Raw genomic sequence first — 16,585 nt, 5'->3', positions numbered from 1 at the left:
CTTATTTCTCACTATCGACCAGGCCGCGCACGAAGGCACGCTGCATCACTAAAACAATCACCACCGGAGGGATAAGCGTTAACAACATCGCCGCCATCACCGAATTCCATTCCGTGGTGCCTTCGCCTGTAGCGATCATCCCTTTGATCCCTGCCACAGTGGTGCCGAGATCAACGTCGGTAATAATCAACAACGGCCACAAATACTGGTTCCAGCCGTAAATAAAAGTGATCACAAACAGCGCCGCCAGATTGGTTTTCGACAGCGGAAAAACGATGTCGCAAAAGAAACGCATTGGCGACGCGCCGTCGATCCGCGCCGCTTCCACCAGCTCATCCGGCAGCGTCATAAAGAACTGGCGGAACAGAAACGTGGCGGTCGCCGAGGCCATCAGCGGCAGCGTTAAACCGGCGTAGCTGTCGAGCATCTTCAGATTGGCGATGACTTCCACCGTCGGGAAAATACGCACTTCAACTGGCAGCATCAGGGTGATAAAAATCATCCAGAAGAAGAGGTTACGCAGCGGAAAACGAAACCAGACAATGGCAAATGCCGAGAGCATCGAGACGGTAATCTTGCCGAGCGTAATGCTGAACGCCATCACAAAGCTGTTAAGCAACATCCGCCAGAACGGCGCGCTATTCGTGCCTACCCCGTTTACCCAGATGTTGTGGATGTTTTCCAGCAGATGTGTGCCGGGGATTAGCGTCATCGGCGCGGCGTAGACGGCCTGTTTATCCAGCGTCGCCGCGACAAACGCCACGTACAGCGGGAAGAGGATCACCGCGATCCCGAGGATCAGCATGGTATGGCTGAATATCGTCAGCCACGGACGGTTCTCAATCATTGGTAACGCACCTTGCTTTCAACATAGCGGAACTGCACCACCGTCAGCACGATGACGAGGAACATCAACACCACCGACTGCGCGGCAGACGAAGCCAGATCCAGTCCGGTAAAGCCTTCGCGGTAGATCTTATAAATCAGCGTCGTGGTGGCCTGAACCGGTCCGCCGGACGTGGCGGCGTCGATCACCGGGAAGGTGTCGAAGAAGGCATACACCAGGTTCACCACCAGCAGGAAGAAACTCACCGGCGCAATCAGCGGCAGCGCAATCTTAAAGAAGCGGCGAATCGGGCCTGCACCGTCGATGGCTGCGGCTTCAATCAACGAACGGGGAATGGATTGCAGCGCGGCATAGAAGAACAGAAAGTTGTAGCTGATTTGCTTCCATACTGAGGCAAACACCACCAGGAACATTGCCTGACCGCTGTTTTGCGCATGGTTCCAGTCGTAGCCGAACTCAGCGAGAAAATGAGTGATCAGCCCGCGACCAGGGTTAAACAGGAAGATCCACAATACGGCGGCAACGGCGGGAGCCACGGCATACGGCAGCAGCATTAAGGTTTGATAGAAACGGCTGCCGCGCACGATGTACTCCACCAGCGCCGCGAAGAACAGCGACACCAGCAAACCGCTGACCGTGACAAAGGTGCTGAATTTTATCGTCGTCCAGAAGGAGTCGAGATAGTAGCTGTCATGAAACAGCGTGACGAAGTTATCCAGGCCGACAAACTGGCTGGAAAAGCCAAACGGATCGACGCTTTGTAGCGAGTACCACAACGCTTCGCCCGCAGGCCAGATAAAAAAGATAACGGTGATGATAAGCTGCGGCGCGACCAGCAAATAAGGCAGCCAGCGCGAGCGGAACACCGGACGGGATGATGACATTACGGTTAATTCCTGAACTGTGCCGGATGCGCTTCGCTTATCCGGCCTACACGCGATGCCAGGTCAGATAAGCGAAACGCATCCGACATTTCACTGGTTAAGACTTCGTAGATTTCTCAAAGCGGCGCAGTAACTGGTTCCCACGCTCAACAGCGGTATCCAGCGCCTGCTGTGGCGTCTTCTTACCGGTCCACACGCTTTCCAGCTCTTCATCCACAATCACGCGGATCTGCGGCATATTGCCCAGACGCAGCCCTTTGGTGAACGGCAACGGCGGCTTGTTCAGCATCTGACGCGTCGCGGTATCCGCCCCTGGGTTTTTCTCGTAAAAGCCCTGCTCACGGGTCAGGTCATACGCCGCTTTGGTGATTGGCAGATAACCGGTTTTCTGATGCCACTCGGCAGCGTTTTCTGGCTTAGCAAGGAAGTCGAGGAACTTCGCCACGCCGGTGTAAGTTTCTTTATCTTTGCCCTGCATCACCCACAGGCTGGCTCCGCCGATAATGGCGTTTTGTGGCGCATCTTTCGCATCGGCGTCGTAAGGCATCATACCTACGCCGTAGTTGAATTTGGCGTACTCACGAATATTGGCAAGAGAACCAGAAGAGGCGGTGGTCATCGCGCAATCACCGTTATAGAACTTCTCGGTGGATTCATCCTTACGACCGACGTAGCTGAAGTCGCCCTTCTTGTTCATCTCTTCGAGCATGGCGATGTGTTTCACCTGCTCCGGCTTGTTGAACTCAAGCACCGCGTCCGTGCCGTCAAAGCCGTTGTTTTTGCTGGCAAACGGCAGACCGTTCCAGGCGCTAAAGTTTTCCAGTTGGATCCAGCCCTGCCAGCCGCTGGCGTAGCCGCACTTCATACCGGAGGCTTTCAGTTTCGCGGCATAGTCTGCCAGATCCTGCCAGGTTTTCGGCGGCTGTTCCGGGTCTAATCCCGCTTTCTTGAAAGCATCTTTGTTGTAATAGAGAACAGGAGTCGAGCTGTTGAACGGCTGGGAGAGTAAATGTCCGGTTTTGCTGTCGGAGTAGTAGCCTGAAACCGTCGGCACAAACTGCGACTCATCGAATTGAATCCCCGCTTCTTTAAACACGTCATACACCGGTTTAATGGCTTTCGACGCCATCATGGTGGCGGTGCCAACTTCATAAACCTGCAAAATAGCCGGCGCGTTGCCGGTACGAAATGCGGCAATTCCCGCACTTAAATTCTGTTCGTAGTTGCCTTTATAGGTCGGTACAATTTTGTAATCCGGGTTTTCGGCGTTAAAACGTTGGGCCAGAGAATCCACCTCTTTACCCAATTCCCCTTCCATAGAATGCCAGAACGGAATGGTCGTCACTGCCTGTGCATTCCCCATTAACGCCAGTCCGAGCGCCAGTGCTGAAGCTGTATAATGTAACGGTTTCATCGTTTATCTCTCTTGTTGTACCGAATGCGCGAATTCACGCGTTTTATGCTCGCGGGGTAACATGACATGCTCGAATTACAGAAAAATAACTTTTTTGTTACATTTTTAAGATAGTAAGGTGTCAGAAAGATGACAAGGCGGTGACGGCGCGGGTGAGGGAAAATGGGAGATGGGGCACGGATAAGCGGGAAAAATAGAAGGTCTTAATCAAACTCTACAGATTGCTCATCGTTTCATGCCGGATGCGGCGTAAACGCCTTATCCGGCCTACAAGATCGTGCAAATTCAATATATTGCAACTCACCCAGTAGGCCTGATAAGCGCAGCGCATCAGGCAATTTTACATTTGTAACCTGTCTCAAAGGAGTCTTTTGACTCCTTATCAATCAACGTGTTATTACCCGCCTAAATACGCACTTCTCACCGCTTCATTCGCCAGTAGCGCGTCGCCGGTATCGGAAAGCACGACATGACCGTTTTCCAGCACATAGCCGCGATCCGCCAGCTTTAGCGCCTGGTTGGCGTTCTGCTCGACGAGGAAGATGGTCATCCCCTGCTCGCGCAGTTGCTCGATGGTGTCGAAAATTTGCTGGATGATAATCGGTGCCAGTCCGAGCGAGGGTTCATCAAGCAATAGCAAACGTGGGTTACTCATCAGCGCGCGACCAATCGCCAGCATCTGCTGCTCACCGCCGGACATGGTGCCCGCCCGCTGAACACGGCGCTCATGCAGACGTGGAAACAGTTCATACACCCACTTTATGCGCTCCTGGAACTGGTCGCGTTCAGCAAAAAAGCCGCCCATCGCCAGATTCTCTTCCACCGTCATGCGTGAGAAGACGCGACGTCCTTCCGGGACAATCGCCACCGCTTCGCGCATGATTTTCGCCGTCTGCCAGTCGGTAATGTCTTTATCATCAAACACAATTCGCCCGCTGGTGGCGCGTGGGTCGCCGCATAACGTGCCGAGCAAGGTGGTTTTCCCCGCCCCGTTCGCGCCAATCAGCGTGACAATTTCGCCCTGATTGATATGCAGGCTCACCTCATGCAGCGCCTGGATTTTGCCGTAGTGGGCGCTGACTTTGTCAAAGGACAATATGACTTTTTCCATCTTATGCCTCACCTAAATAGGCACGGATCACGTCCGGGTTATTACGGATCTGCTCCGGCGTACCGTTTGCCAGCGGCGTCCCCTGATTGACCACGTAAATTCTGTCTGAAATCCCCATCACCAGCTTCATATCGTGTTCAATCAACAAGATAGTGGTGTTGTGATGGTTACGCAGTTCGGCAATCAGCTCATCCAGCTCTTTCGTCTCTTTCGGGTTAAGACCTGCTGCCGGTTCGTCGAGCATTAAAATCTCCGGCTGCGTTACCATGCAGCGGGCGATCTCCAGACGGCGCTGGTCACCGTAGGCCAGGTTACTCGCCTGACGGTTAGCGTGTTCGAGCAAACCAATGCGCTCAAGCCAGGTTGCGGCACGGTCGAGGGCTTCGCTCTGGGCGCGGCGGAAAGAAGGCGTTTTCAACAGGCCGGAGAACAGCCCGGTTTTCAGTTGCTGATGCTGCGCCACCAGCAAGTTTTCAATCACCGTCATTTCACGAAACAGACGCACATGCTGGAAGGTGCGCACCACGCCCATGCGGGCGATTTGCTGGCCGGGCAAACCTTCCAGATGCTGATCGCGCAGTAAAATAGTGCCACCGGTGGGTTTGTAGAAACCGGTCAGGCAGTTAAAAACCGTGGTTTTTCCGGCACCGTTAGGGCCGATTAACGAGACGATCTCCTGCGGGTACAGTTCAAGATTGACGTTATTCACCGCCAGCAGGCCGCCGAAGCGCATCATCAGGCCGTTAACAGATAATAATGGCTGACTCATGCCTGCTCTCCTTTCGCTGCGCCGTTTTTCAGCTTGAGTTGCGGGCGCGTCATGGGCAGCAAGCCCTGCGGACGCCAGATCATCATCAGCACCATCAAACCACCGAGCATTAACATGCTGTATTCGTTGAAATCACGCATCAACTCTCGCGACACCACCAGCAAAATTGCCGCCAGAATCACCGCAAATTGCGAACCCATACCACCGAGCACCACTATCGCCAGCACAAACGCCGATTCGGCAAAGGTGAAAGATTCCGGGCTGACAAATCCCTGACGCGCCGCGAACAGCGTTCCGGCAAAACCGGCAAACGCAGCGCTGATGGTAAAGGCAGTCAGCTTGATACGACGCGGGCTTAAGCCCAGCGAACGACAAGCGATTTCATCTTCACGCAACGCTTCCCACGCGCGGCCCAGCGGCATTCGCAGTAAGCGGTTAATGACAAACAGGCTTAACACCACCAACAGTAACGCCACCAGGTAGAGGAAGATGACGCGATCGGACGGGTCGTATTTCAGGCCAAAGAAATTGCTGAACGTATCCCAGCCGCCTTCGCGGGCGGTGCGACTGAACTCGAGTCCGAAGAGTGTCGGTTTCGGGATCTGACTGATTCCGTTCGGACCGCCGGTGATTTCCGTGTTATTGAGCAGCAATATGCGCACAATTTCGCCGAAACCGAGAGTAACGATCGCCAGATAGTCGCCACGTAAACGCAACACCGGGAAGCCGAGCAGGAAGCCCGCCGCCGCCGCCATCAACCCGGCAATCGGCAAACAGGTCCAGAAGCCAAGACCGTAATAGTGATTGAGCAAGGCAAAGGTGTAAGCGCCGATGGCGTAAAAACCACCGTAACCCAGTACCAGTAAGCCAGACAGCCCCACCACCACGTTCAGCCCGAGGCCGAGGATAATGTAGATCATGGTCAGGGTGGCGATATCCACCGTCCCGCGCGACACCATAAACGGCCACGCCACCGCAAGCACCAACAGTGCGACGAGGAACAGCTTTTGCTTCACCGTGGAGCCATCAATCGCGGGCAGAATAAACTTCGGCCCGGAAACGCTTTTCAATCCTTTCTGAAACGCAGGTCGCACAAGCTGGAAGAAAAAGACCACCGCAGTGCCAATAAACACCCACTGCCATCGGATGTCTGAAGCCGTGTCGACCACCAGTTTGGTGCCGTCCAGCTCCAGTTGCACACCCATAAAGACGCCCGCGAGAACAAAGAACATGGCGGCAGAGAGCAGCGCCATTGCAATATGCATCGGTTTCATACTTTCTCTACCTCCGGGCGACCCAGAATACCGGTCGGCATCACCAGCAGTACCAGAATCAGCAGGGCAAATGAAACCACATCCTTATATTCCGTACTCAGATAGGCAGAAGAGAGCGCTTCCGCAATCCCCAGGATCAGGCCGCCAATCATCGCTCCCGGAATACTGCCAATCCCACCGAGTACCGCAGCAGTAAAGGCTTTCATCCCGGCCATAAAGCCGATGTAGGGGTTAATTACGCCATAGAACTGACCGAGCAGCACACCTGCCACCGCCGCCATCGCCGCGCCAATCACAAAGGTCAGCGCAATCACCCGGTCAGTGTTGATGCCAAGCAGGCTCGCCATTTTCAGGTCTTCCGCGCAGGCACGACAGGCGCGCCCCATGCGGGAATAGCGGATGAAAATTGTCAGCGCCAGCATGGCAAGGAAGGTAACAATCCAGATCACCGCCTGCATGGTGGTAATAGAGGCAGAGAAGTTTTCACTATGGCCCACAACCCACTGACCGTTAAACAGGCTGGGTAGCGCCACGTCGCGCGAACCTTCGGTCAGGCTGACGTAGTTTTGCAGGAAGATGGACATGCCGATTGCCGAGATGAGCGCAATCAGGCGCTTAGAGTTACGCACCGGGCGGTAAGCCACACGTTCGATACTCCAGCCATAGGCGCTGGCAATGACGATTGCGCCGACGAATCCCGCCGCCACCAGCAGCCAGCCGGTATCAATGCCCAGCATCATCAGTGCGGCGATGATCATAAAAGAGACGTAGCTGCCGATCATATAAACCTCGCCGTGGGCGAAGTTGATCATGCCGATAATGCCGTAAACCATGGTGTAGCCGATGGCTATCAGCGCGTAGGTACTGCCCAGCGTGACGCCGTTAAACATCTGCTGCAAGAAATACAAAAACTGCTCAGACATAAGGTAACCTTTCTAAAACCGCCCGCATTTCACGGGCGGTGGGATGATCACTTGGCTGCCGTCGATGAACCGTCGGCGTGCCACTGGAAGACACCAAAATCAAATCCCTTAAGATCGCCTTTTTCATCCCAGTTCAGCGGCCCAATCACGGTGTTTGCACCGTTAGCTTTTAAATCTTTCACCAGCGCCAGCGGCTCATCGCTGCCGGTACGCTCAAGGGCAGTCGCCAGAGATTGCACCGCCGCGTAGGTGATCCAGACATATGGCCCGGACGGATCTTTCTTGTCTGCTTTCAGCGCATCAACGATGCCTTTGTTTGCCGGGTCCTGGTCATAGCGTTTTGGCATAGTGACCAACATACCTTCGGCGGCATCACCAGCAATGTTCGACAGCGACGCATTACCCACCCCTTCCGGCCCCATAAACTGAGTTTTCAGGCCAACGGAACGGGCCTGGCGCAGCATCTGCCCCATTTCCGGGTAGTAACCGCCGTAGTAAACGAAGTCGATGTTTTCTTTTTTCAGGCGGGCGATCAGCGCGGAGAAATCTTTCTCACCAGCGGTAATACCGTCGAAGAAGACGACGTTGGCATTGGCTGCTTTCAATCCGTCCTGCACCGAACGCGCCAGCCCTTCGCCATACTGTTGTTTGTCGTGAATGATGGCGATGCGCTGGGGCTTCACCGTATCAAGAATGTATTTTGCCGCTGTTGGCCCCTGGGAAGAGTCCAGCCCGGCAGTCCGCATGATGTGTTGATAACCGCGTTGAGTCAGCTCCGGGTTGGTCGCCCCCGGCGAGATCATCAAAATACCTTCATCTTCGTAGATATCTGATGCAGGTTGGGTAGAAGAAGAACACAGATGACCAATAACGTATTTAATGCCGTCGTTAACGATTTTGTTGGCGACCGCAACGGCTTGTTTCGGGTCGCAGGCGTCGTCATATTCCACGCCCACCAGCTTATCGCCTTTAATTCCCCCTTTGGCATTAATGTCTTTAATCGCCTGACGCGCGCCGTTAAATTCCATATCGCCCCACTGGGCAATCGGACCGGACATCGCGCCGACAACGGCGACTTTAATATCGTCGGCCATAGCGGTGTGTGAAATTGTCAGTGCAATCATCCCTGCGATGATAGTTTTCGCATTCCGTTTCATAGTCAAAAATCCCCATTCGTGATGTTGTGTTGCTTTGTTTTTATGTGTTAACAAATCAGACTGTACTTTTTTTATACTGCACTGTTTTTGCCTGTCTGATTAAGGGTTTAGCGCAGTATTTTGTGATAATAGCGATTAAAATCCCTATTTTTCAGTCGATTAAGAACAGATAATATTCTGAATTTATTGATAGATAAACAGAAAAAAGCGCCGTTGTCAGCATAAAATAACGGTACAAAGGGCGGAATAATTCACTACCATTCAGGGGATTATGCTGGACATTTTTCATTCTCTAATGTTTTTAATTTGTAATTATTGCTGTTAAAAAATTAATCACCTGCCAAAAGAAATAAAAAAGAGAAAGCCTCCGATTAAATTATTTCGCTACACTGGTTCCACTTTTGTGATTTACACGGGTTTCCCATGAAGCTGACCATCATTCGTTTAGAACACTTTAGCGACCAGGACCGGATTGACCTGCAAAAGATCTGGCCGGAGTACTCCCCTTCCTCTTTACAGGTTGACGATAACCACCGCATCTACGCCGCGCGTTTTAACGAGCGCCTGCTCGCGGCCGTGCGGGTAACCTTAAACGGCACCGAGGGGGCACTGGATTCCCTGCACGTGCGGGAAGTCACCCGACGTCGCGGTGTGGGGCAATATCTGCTGGAAGAGGTTTTGCGTAACAATCCTGGCGTTTCAGGCTGGTGGATGGCGGATGCAGGCGTGGAAGATCGCGGCGTGATGACGGCGTTTATGCAGGCGCTGGGGTTTACGGCACAACAGGGCGGCTGGGAGAAGCGTTAATCGTCAAGTTTGATTTCAAAAGTGATGACCAACGAGAAATTGCCTGATGCGCTACGCTTATCAGGCCTACAATGTGTGCTGCAATTTACTGATTTCTTTGGATCTTGTAGGCCGGATAAGGCGTTTACGCCGCATCCGGCATGAAGCATGCGTACTCGATATTAGCAATTTGGCGGCAACCCAAAGTTGCCGATTAATGATTACTTCGCATCGGTCGCCGTGCCGTTGGCGTGCCAGTCAAATACGCCGAACTCAAAGCCTTTCAGATCACCTTTCTCATCCCAGGTCAGCGGCCCCATCACGGTATCCACGGAGTTCGCTTTCAGGTATTTGGCGATTTCAGCCGGATCGTCAGACTGATTCAGGCCCGCCTGCAAAGATTGCAGCGCGGCGTAGGTGGTCCAGACGAACGCGCCGCTTGGGTCCTGTTTTTTCGCTTTGATCGCGTCAACAATTGGTTTGTTCGCCGGAACCTGATCGTAGTTCTTCGGCTTGGTTACCAGCAACCCTTCAGCTGACTCGCCCGCAATGTTAGACAGCGAGACGTTAGCCACGCCTTCCGGCCCCATAAACTGAGTTTTCAGCCCTGCCGCGCGTGCCTGACGCAGGATCTGCCCCATTTCCGGGTGGTAACCACCGTAGTAAACGAAGTCGATATTCTCTTTCTTCAAACGCGCCACCAGCGTTGAGAAATCTTTTTCCCCGGCGGTGATGCCGTCAAAGAACACCACGTTAGCATTGCCTTTCTTCAGGCCGTCCTGCACCGCACGCGCCAGACCTTCGCCGTACTGCTGTTTGTCGTGAACGATAGCAATACGCTGCGGTTTCACTTTCTCAAGAATATATTTCGCCGCCGTCGGCCCCTGGTCGGAATCCAGGCCGGTGGTGCGCAGGATCAGCTGATAGCCACGGGCGGTCAGCTCTGGTGCGGTTGCTGCTGGGGTGATCATTAAAATGCCTTCGTCTTCGTAGATGTCAGACGCTGGCTGCGTTGATGAAGAACAGAGGTGGCCAATGACATATTTAATGCCGTCGTTAACGACTTTGTTCGCCACCGCGACCGCCTGTTTCGGGTCACAGGCATCGTCATATTTTACGATTTGCAGTTTGTTGCCTTTGATACCGCCTTTAGCGTTAATATCCGCAACTGCCTGCTCTGCGCCAGTAAACTCCTGGTCGCCGTACTGGGCCACCGGACCGGACATTGCGCCCACAACCGCGACTTTAATATCTTCTGCCAGAGCCATATTGCTGAATGCCAGCGCGATACATCCTGCCAGTAACGCTTTACCCTTTATATTCATCCTGAGAATCCCCATTCATCTGGTTATTACGTGTGTTGTGATGTTGTTGTTCAGCACTTTATTTCGTTTTATGCATGACTACCCGTGCTTTAGCAGCATACTCTGCTAAAACATACCCGATTTTTATGATATTGGAATAGCTATTTTGACAGTTTATTAACAATCTGCGTGGGGATTGGCGTTTTGTCGGAGGGGGTAATTGATTATTGCAGAGGTCCAAAAAACAAAAACCCCGGACTCTCATCCAGGGTTCTCTGATTAATAGTGGAAATTACGCTTCAATAGCAGCGCGAAGTTTTTTCATCGCGTTCTTTTCCAGCTGGCGCACACGCTCAGCGGAAACACCGTAACGGTCAGCCAGTTCCTGCAACGTGGACTTGTTGTCTTCGTCCAACCAGCGTGCGCGGATAATGTCCTGGCTACGCTCATCCAGGCCCTGCATCGCGTCGGTCAGACGGTTTGCCGCCTGCTCTTCCCAGTTATCATCTTCAATGCCGTCGGCAAAGTTGGACGATTTATCCTGCAGATAAAGCACCGGAGCCATCGGCTGGCTGTCGGAATCGTCATCGGAAGACAGGTCAAAGGTCATGTCCTGTGCCGCCATACGCGATTCCATCTCACGTACGTCTTTGCTGGTTACGCCCAGTTCACGGGCCACCATTTCGACTTCATCCTGATTAAACCAGCCCAGACGCTGCTTGGTTTTACGCAGGTTGAAGAACAGTTTGCGCTGCGCTTTGGTGGTCGCAACTTTGACGATACGCCAGTTGCGCAGAACGTATTCGTGGATCTCTGCTTTGATCCAGTGAACGGCGAAGGAGACCAGGCGCACACCCACTTCCGGGTTAAAACGGCGCACTGCTTTCATCAGGCCGATGTTACCTTCCTGAATCAAATCCGCCTGTGGCAGGCCATAGCCCGCATAATTACGAGCAATATGAACAACAAACCGCAGGTGAGACAGGATCAGCGTTTTTGCTGCTTCCAGATCGCCATGGTAATGCAGCTTTTCAGCCAGCGCCCGCTCCTCGTCAGCCGACAACATCGGCCACGCGTTAGCTGCCCGGATGTAGGAATCCAGGTTGCCAACTGGGGCTAAAGCTAAACTTTGCATTTTGTCAGTCATCCAAATCCTCTCAATCGATATCTTCTGGCGCTTCAGTGGTAGCAACAACTGTGCCAGAGCTTAAGAGCAACGAGGTTATCATTCACTGTTTTATCAGACCGTGATTTTATCCACAAGTTCAATGCAACGCTGTGAATAAATTACGCACAAAATGTGACATAGAGATGAAATACCGGGAAGAGACAACGGGGTCTCTTTCCCTGCTACGGAACCCATTGCAGGGAAAGAGTATAACACGCTTTTATTATTCAGGCGTAAAGTGGCGTAAATGTTGTACCGTGGCAAGCCAGGCTGCCACCCAGCCAATCATCGAACACACCAGCAGCAAAAGCAGACATTCATCGAAAGATAAGCCATTGATATCAAACCTCGTTCCGAAAACCTGTGCCACTTCCGCAACCGCCGAAGACAAACGCAGTACCAGAATCTCTGACAAAATTAATGACAACAATGCGCCAGAAAATCCCAGCAATGCGCCACCGTACAGGAACGGGCGCAGGATGAAACCATCTGTCGCACCAATCAGTTTCTGTACGTTAATGGAGTCACGGCGAGCAAAGATGCTCAGACGCACACTGTTACCGATGACGAGGAACACTGCCGCCACCATCAATACGCCGATCATTGCCGAAACGCGCCCGACCAGCCCGGTCAACGCCGCCAGACGGGCAAACCAGCTGTCATCCATTCGCACTTCGTCAATGCCGTTGATCTGGGTGATACGATCGCGCAAGGTATTCAGTGACTCGGTCCCCTGAAAATCGAGTTTCGGGATTACCACCGCCACTGCCGGAAGCGGGTTTTCCTCCAGCATATCCAGCGCACCACCAAAACCAGACCAGTTACGGAACTCGCCCAGTGCGTCTTCACGAGAAAGATAGTTTACTTTCTCTACGCCTTGCTCGGCCTGCAACTGTGCCACCACACCCGCAGCGGCGTCATCATCCAGCGTTTTTTGCAGATAAACAGTGATTTGCGGTGACGGATAATACTGCGTCGCCGCCTGGTTAACGTTTTTGTACACCATATAACAGACGCTGGGCAGCGTCAGGGAGATGGCGATAACCATCACCGTTAAAAACGTGGCGAACGGTTTACTTTTCAGATCCTGCAATGCGCCGTGGAAGGCATAGCGCACCTGTTCGTTGAAAACGTTGGTTTTGCGATTTACCGGTTTTGGCGAGGATTTCGCCCGTTTTGGCGCGTTACGACCGCCGTCGCCAGAGCCGCCGACCGATTTACGGAAGCGATCCAGACGCCCGCCAAACTGCCGGATATGATTGATTGCATCGCGCTTATTCATGGCCCACGCCTCCATGCAAGTGACCATCGCTCAGGGTGAGCATGCGATAGGAACGCCGCGAAATCAGGTTGATGTCGTGCGTTGCCATCAATACGGTTACCCCAACGCGGTTAAATTCTTCAAACAGACGTAGAATTCCTTCTGACAACGCGTCGTCAAGGTTACCGGTCGGTTCATCCGCCAGCAGTACCGCGGGCTTGTTCACCACCGCGCGGGCAATGCCAACACGCTGTTGTTCACCGCCGGAAAGCTGAATAGGGAAGTTCTTCGCTTTGTCCAGTAGCCCGACTTTATCCAGCGCCGCCGATACACGACGACGAATATCGTCACCGCTGGCACCGGCGATAATCAGCGGGATCGCCACGTTATCGTAGACAGTACGGTCCATCAGTAGATGGTGATCCTGGAAAATCATGCCAATCTGGCGGCGCAGAAACGGAACTTCACGGTTTTTCAGACGCGTGATGTCATGGCCGCTAAACCAGATTTTCCCGGCGCTGGGCCGCTCAATCCCACAGATCAGCTTCAGGAGGGTACTTTTCCCTGCGCCGGAATGACCGGTCAGAAACGCCATCTCACCCGGCTGCATATGGAACGTAACGCCCTGCAGCGCCTGTCTCCCACCGAGATAAGCCTTGCTGACATGTTCAAAGCGAATCATTGTTAATCCTCTCGGGCAAAAAGTGCCTCTATAAAGTCGTCCGCCTTAAACGGACGCAAATCCTCAATACGTTCGCCGACACCAATGTAGCGGATAGGGATACCAAACTGGTCAGCCACCGAGAAAATTACCCCGCCTTTCGCCGTGCCGTCCAGTTTCGTTAGCGTGATGCCGGTTAAGCCAACGGCTTCGTGGAACAGTTTGGCCTGGCTTACTGCATTCTGCCCGGTACTGGCGTCGATAGTCAGCATAACTTCATGCGGAGCTTCAACGTCGAGTTTCTTCATCACGCGGACGATTTTCTTCAACTCTTCCATCAAGTGCGATTTGTTCTGCAGGCGTCCGGCGGTATCGGCAATCAGAACGTCGATGTTACGCGCTTTAGCGGCCTGAATGGCGTCGAAGATAACAGAAGCGGAATCCGCACCGGTATGCTGGGCAATCACCGGAATATTATTACGCTGACCCCAGACCTGAAGCTGTTCAACCGCTGCTGCACGGAAAGTATCGCCCGCCGCCAGCATCACTGATTTACCCTGCTGCTCAAACTGACGCGCCAGCTTACCGATCGTCGTGGTTTTACCCACACCGTTGACGCCCACCATCAGGATCACGAACGGCGTTTTACCTTCAACGTTCAGCGGTTCATCGACTTTCGCCAGAATCTCACCCATCTCTTCTTTCAATAGGCCATAGAGCGCCTCGGCATCACGAAGCTGCTTGCGGGTCGCACCTTCTGTTAGATTGGTGATAATTTTACGCGTGGTTTCCACGCCCACATCGGCGATGAGCAATTGCTCTTCCAATTCTTCAAACAGATCATCGTCGATTTTTTTACCGCGGAACAGGCTGATAAATCCGGAACCGAGGTTTTCTTTGGTTTTTAACAGGCTGCGTTTCAGGCGCGCGAAGAAACCTTCTTTGGTCGGTTTTTCCTGCTCCTGAGCGATTTCTTCCACCGGCTGCTCTTCTTCTGCCGGAGGAACCACCATCACCGCCTCTTCTGCCGCTTCGGCAGCCAGCGCCTGTGCTTCCAGCTCTTCGTCGGTGATTTCGTCTTTAGCCGCTTCTTCTTCCGCCGCTTCGACAATCTCTACGGTTTCCGCTTCGGCCTGCCACTCTTCTGGCGAAACCTCTTCGGCTTTGACGTCTTCCGGCAACGGCAGCTCTTCACGCTCGATAGCCACAGGCTCTGGCGTAACTTCAGGTTCAATGACTGACGCTGGCGTTTCTTCAACTATCGTTTCCGGCTCAGTAATAACTTCCGGTTCAGCAACAGCTTCAGGCTGCGCTTTTTCACTTTCAGCAACCTGTTCAGTAACTTCCACAACGTCGGCAGCAAAAGTTTCCGCCTCGGCTTCAGTATGCGCCTGCGGCTGCTCTTCAACGGCTTGTTCAGAAGCCTTCGCAGGCTCTTGCGCCGGAACGATTTCTTCTACAACCGGTTGTTCGTTCTGGACTTCTGTCTCTTTTTCCGGGGTCTGCTCTTTTTGACCAAAGCCCAGCCAGGAAAAAAAGCCACGTTTTTTTTCTTTCGCCATTTGCGACTACACTCCTCGCTGTTGCTTCATGGCACAGCGTTAACGCTATGTACATAGCAGCTAAAAAAATGATGAAATAGTCTATCACTTAACTTAATTCACATCACCGCCTGCAAGTATGTGTTATCTGGCGGATTGAGCAATTTATCATGAAAAAACCGAATCATTCCGGCAGCGGCCAAATCCGCATTATTGGCGGGCAGTGGCGAGGCCGTAAACTCCCGGTTCCTGATAGCCCAGGTCTGCGCCCCACCACCGACCGCGTACGCGAAACGTTGTTTAACTGGCTGGCTCCGGTCATTGTTGACGCCCAATGTCTGGATTGCTTCGCCGGGAGCGGCGCGCTGGGGCTGGAAGCGTTATCGCGCTACGCTGCGGGGGCCACGTTGATTGAGATGGATCGCGCGGTTTCTCAACAGTTAATTAAGAATCTGGCGACACTAAAAGCAGGTAATGCACGCGTGGTGAACAGCAACGCGATGTCATTCCTGGCGCAAAAAGGCACACCGCATAATATCGTTTTTGTCGATCCACCGTTCCGCCGTGGCTTGTTAGAAGAGACGATAAATTTACTGGAAGATAACGGCTGGCTGGCTGACGAAGCCCTGATTTATGTCGAAAGCGAAGTCGAAAACGGGCTCCCCACCGTTCCGGCGAACTGGTCATTACATCGGGAAAAAGTGGCAGGTCAGGTGGCTTACCGCCTGTATCAACGCGAAGCACAAGGAGAAAGTGATGCTGATTAATATTGGTCGTGTGTTAATGCTCTGTGTTTGGGGATTTTTAATCCTCAACCTGGTGCATCCCTTCCCGCGTCCGCTGAATATTTTCGTTAACGTGGCGCTGATTTTTACCGTGCTGATGCATGGTATGCAGCTGGCGCTGTTGAAATCCACTTTACCGAAAGATGGCCCGCAGATGACCACCGCCGAAAAGGTGCGCATTTTCCTTTTCGGCGTGTTTGAACTGCTGGTCTGGCAGAAGAAATTTAACGTTAAAAAATAACCTTATTGTTTGCTGACAAAGCTGACAAAGCGCGTTCCTTTATAGCTCAGCGTACCTTTATCGCCCACTGTCAGGGCATGGTACTGCTGGGCGTCGAGGCGAAACGTCTGTTCCATTCCTCCGCTTTGCGGTTTGAAGCTCGCCTCATAGCGCATGCTGGTGCCTGCCGGAGTTACTTCCTGCTGGCGCGAACGGCGATCGTTAATCGGTTTTTCCCGCTTATTGCTCACCACCACCAACTTTTGCTGGAGTGGCGCTATATCATTATCAGCTTTTTCCCGTCGCTGTTGCATAAAACGAAACGATGCGGCGACGATAATTAAGCCAATGATAACAATAAAGAAAAGAGGTGGTTTGCTCATCTTTATCCCTCATCGGAAAATGCGGAAATAAGCATACCCTGCCAGTTATGGTGTTGTCATCCGTCCACCCTCGCCACTAAACTGGAAGCAAGACCGT

17 protein-coding genes are annotated in these 16,585 nt (G+C 52.8%); 3 read left to right on the top strand and 14 right to left on the bottom strand.

All coding sequences use genetic code 11. The features are described 5' to 3' along the window. Position 1 precedes the first annotated feature (1 nt). The 8 genes from ugpE to livK all read right to left on the bottom strand — a co-directional run bounded on the left by ugpE (position 2) and on the right by livK (position 8,379). Positions 2 to 847 (bottom strand): sn-glycerol-3-phosphate ABC transporter permease UgpE, encoded by an 846-nt coding sequence (gene ugpE, locus BGE37_RS17610; protein ID WP_000572164.1) that lies wholly within the window; start codon positions 845 to 847, stop codon positions 2 to 4. After that, complete coding sequence (ugpA, locus tag BGE37_RS17605) at positions 844 to 1,731, bottom strand: sn-glycerol-3-phosphate ABC transporter permease UgpA (protein WP_000099289.1); 888 nt, start codon at positions 1,729 to 1,731, stop codon at positions 844 to 846. The genes ugpE and ugpA overlap by 4 nt, the downstream gene beginning before the upstream one ends. Before the next feature lie 97 nt (positions 1,732 to 1,828). Beyond that, complete coding sequence (gene ugpB, locus BGE37_RS17600; protein WP_000803190.1) at positions 1,829 to 3,145, bottom strand: sn-glycerol-3-phosphate ABC transporter substrate-binding protein UgpB; 1,317 nt, start codon at positions 3,143 to 3,145, stop codon at positions 1,829 to 1,831. A 397-nt stretch (positions 3,146 to 3,542) separates the two neighbouring features. Next, positions 3,543 to 4,256: a high-affinity branched-chain amino acid ABC transporter ATP-binding protein LivF gene (livF, locus tag BGE37_RS17595; RefSeq protein ID WP_000416624.1), complete on the bottom strand. Its 714-nt coding sequence runs from the start codon at positions 4,254 to 4,256 to the stop codon at positions 3,543 to 3,545. 1 nt (position 4,257) lies between these two features. Beyond that, positions 4,258 to 5,025 (bottom strand): high-affinity branched-chain amino acid ABC transporter ATP-binding protein LivG, encoded by a 768-nt coding sequence (livG, locus tag BGE37_RS17590; protein ID WP_000082101.1) that lies wholly within the window; start codon positions 5,023 to 5,025, stop codon positions 4,258 to 4,260. Further along, positions 5,022 to 6,299 carry a branched chain amino acid ABC transporter permease LivM gene (gene livM / locus BGE37_RS17585; protein ID WP_000803807.1) on the bottom strand — a complete coding sequence of 426 codons (1,278 nt, stop codon included), beginning with the start codon at positions 6,297 to 6,299 and terminating at the stop codon, positions 5,022 to 5,024. Before livM ends, livG begins: the two co-directional genes overlap by 4 nt. Beyond that, positions 6,296 to 7,222, bottom strand: a complete 927-nt coding sequence (gene livH / locus BGE37_RS17580) for a high-affinity branched-chain amino acid ABC transporter permease LivH (RefSeq protein WP_001295097.1) — start codon at positions 7,220 to 7,222, stop codon at positions 6,296 to 6,298. The genes livM and livH overlap by 4 nt, the downstream gene beginning before the upstream one ends. A gap of 47 nt (positions 7,223 to 7,269) precedes the next feature. Beyond that, positions 7,270 to 8,379 (bottom strand): high-affinity branched-chain amino acid ABC transporter substrate-binding protein LivK, encoded by a 1,110-nt coding sequence (gene livK / locus BGE37_RS17575; protein ID WP_105288267.1) that lies wholly within the window; start codon positions 8,377 to 8,379, stop codon positions 7,270 to 7,272. 423 nt (positions 8,380 to 8,802) lie between these two features. On the opposite strand from livK, the gene panM reads away from it, so the two are divergent. Further along, positions 8,803 to 9,186 carry an aspartate 1-decarboxylase autocleavage activator PanM gene (gene panM, locus BGE37_RS17570; protein ID WP_105288266.1) on the top strand — a complete coding sequence of 128 codons (384 nt, stop codon included), beginning with the start codon at positions 8,803 to 8,805 and terminating at the stop codon, positions 9,184 to 9,186. Between the two features lie 200 nt (positions 9,187 to 9,386). Here panM and livJ read toward each other — a convergent pair whose 3' ends face one another. From livJ to ftsY, 5 genes are all read right to left on the bottom strand, one after another. After that, positions 9,387 to 10,490, bottom strand: a complete 1,104-nt coding sequence (livJ, locus tag BGE37_RS17565) for a branched chain amino acid ABC transporter substrate-binding protein LivJ (RefSeq protein WP_001021996.1) — start codon at positions 10,488 to 10,490, stop codon at positions 9,387 to 9,389. 271 nt (positions 10,491 to 10,761) lie between these two features. Beyond that, the gene (gene rpoH, locus BGE37_RS17555; RefSeq protein WP_000130217.1) at positions 10,762 to 11,616 is read right to left on the bottom strand and encodes an RNA polymerase sigma factor RpoH; all 855 of its coding nucleotides are present in this window, start codon (positions 11,614 to 11,616) and stop codon (positions 10,762 to 10,764) included. 244 nt (positions 11,617 to 11,860) lie between these two features. Beyond that, positions 11,861 to 12,919 carry a permease-like cell division protein FtsX gene (gene ftsX, locus BGE37_RS17550; protein WP_001042007.1) on the bottom strand — a complete coding sequence of 353 codons (1,059 nt, stop codon included), beginning with the start codon at positions 12,917 to 12,919 and terminating at the stop codon, positions 11,861 to 11,863. Beyond that, on the bottom strand, positions 12,912 to 13,580 hold the full coding sequence (gene ftsE / locus BGE37_RS17545; protein ID WP_000617723.1) for a cell division ATP-binding protein FtsE: 669 nt from the start codon (positions 13,578 to 13,580) through the stop codon (positions 12,912 to 12,914). Before ftsE ends, ftsX begins: the two co-directional genes overlap by 8 nt. A 2-nt stretch (positions 13,581 to 13,582) precedes the next feature. After that, positions 13,583 to 15,121 carry a signal recognition particle-docking protein FtsY gene (gene ftsY / locus BGE37_RS17540; protein WP_001040621.1) on the bottom strand — a complete coding sequence of 513 codons (1,539 nt, stop codon included), beginning with the start codon at positions 15,119 to 15,121 and terminating at the stop codon, positions 13,583 to 13,585. 149 nt (positions 15,122 to 15,270) lie between these two features. Here ftsY and rsmD point away from each other — a divergent pair, with 149 nt between their 5' ends. Both rsmD and BGE37_RS17530 read left to right on the top strand, forming a co-directional pair. Then, complete coding sequence (gene rsmD / locus BGE37_RS17535; RefSeq protein ID WP_000743193.1) at positions 15,271 to 15,867, top strand: 16S rRNA (guanine(966)-N(2))-methyltransferase; 597 nt, start codon at positions 15,271 to 15,273, stop codon at positions 15,865 to 15,867. Next, a complete protein-coding gene (locus BGE37_RS17530; protein WP_032185343.1) occupies positions 15,857 to 16,126 on the top strand; it encodes a DUF1145 family protein in 270 nt (89 codons plus the stop codon). Before rsmD ends, BGE37_RS17530 begins: the two co-directional genes overlap by 11 nt. Before the next feature lie 2 nt (positions 16,127 to 16,128). On the opposite strand, the gene BGE37_RS17525 is transcribed toward BGE37_RS17530, so the two are convergent. Beyond that, complete coding sequence (locus tag BGE37_RS17525; RefSeq protein ID WP_000042870.1) at positions 16,129 to 16,488, bottom strand: DUF2500 domain-containing protein; 360 nt, start codon at positions 16,486 to 16,488, stop codon at positions 16,129 to 16,131. Positions 16,489 to 16,585 lie beyond the last annotated feature (97 nt).

It is taken from the genome of Escherichia sp. MOD1-EC6300, from assembly GCF_002965045.1.
In the GTDB taxonomy this organism is placed as follows: domain Bacteria; phylum Pseudomonadota; class Gammaproteobacteria; order Enterobacterales; family Enterobacteriaceae; genus Escherichia; species Escherichia coli_F.
The sequence above is the reverse complement of the archived record's forward strand: the minus strand, read 5'-3'. Positions and strand labels throughout refer to the sequence as shown.

Bases quoted from the DNA above. Each gene is read 5' to 3' on its own strand.
- ugpE (WP_000572164.1), bottom strand. From the start codon at position 847: ATGATTGAGAACCGTCCGTGGCTGACGATATTCAGCCATACCATGCTG.
- ugpA (WP_000099289.1), bottom strand. From the start codon at position 1,731: ATGTCATCATCCCGTCCGGTGTTCCGCTCGCGCTGGCTGCCTTATTTG.
- ugpB (WP_000803190.1), bottom strand. From the start codon at position 3,145: ATGAAACCGTTACATTATACAGCTTCAGCACTGGCGCTCGGACTGGCG.
- livF (WP_000416624.1), bottom strand. From the start codon at position 4,256: ATGGAAAAAGTCATATTGTCCTTTGACAAAGTCAGCGCCCACTACGGC.
- livG (WP_000082101.1), bottom strand. From the start codon at position 5,025: ATGAGTCAGCCATTATTATCTGTTAACGGCCTGATGATGCGCTTCGGC.
- livM (WP_000803807.1), bottom strand. From the start codon at position 6,299: ATGAAACCGATGCATATTGCAATGGCGCTGCTCTCTGCCGCCATGTTC.
- livH (WP_001295097.1), bottom strand. From the start codon at position 7,222: ATGTCTGAGCAGTTTTTGTATTTCTTGCAGCAGATGTTTAACGGCGTC.
- livK (WP_105288267.1), bottom strand. From the start codon at position 8,379: ATGAAACGGAATGCGAAAACTATCATCGCAGGGATGATTGCACTGACA.
- panM (WP_105288266.1), top strand. From the start codon at position 8,803: ATGAAGCTGACCATCATTCGTTTAGAACACTTTAGCGACCAGGACCGG.
- livJ (WP_001021996.1), bottom strand. From the start codon at position 10,490: ATGAATATAAAGGGTAAAGCGTTACTGGCAGGATGTATCGCGCTGGCA.
- rpoH (WP_000130217.1), bottom strand. From the start codon at position 11,616: ATGACTGACAAAATGCAAAGTTTAGCTTTAGCCCCAGTTGGCAACCTG.
- ftsX (WP_001042007.1), bottom strand. From the start codon at position 12,919: ATGAATAAGCGCGATGCAATCAATCATATCCGGCAGTTTGGCGGGCGT.
- ftsE (WP_000617723.1), bottom strand. From the start codon at position 13,580: ATGATTCGCTTTGAACATGTCAGCAAGGCTTATCTCGGTGGGAGACAG.
- ftsY (WP_001040621.1), bottom strand. From the start codon at position 15,121: ATGGCGAAAGAAAAAAAACGTGGCTTTTTTTCCTGGCTGGGCTTTGGT.
- rsmD (WP_000743193.1), top strand. From the start codon at position 15,271: ATGAAAAAACCGAATCATTCCGGCAGCGGCCAAATCCGCATTATTGGC.
- BGE37_RS17530 (WP_032185343.1), top strand. From the start codon at position 15,857: ATGCTGATTAATATTGGTCGTGTGTTAATGCTCTGTGTTTGGGGATTT.
- BGE37_RS17525 (WP_000042870.1), bottom strand. From the start codon at position 16,488: ATGAGCAAACCACCTCTTTTCTTTATTGTTATCATTGGCTTAATTATC.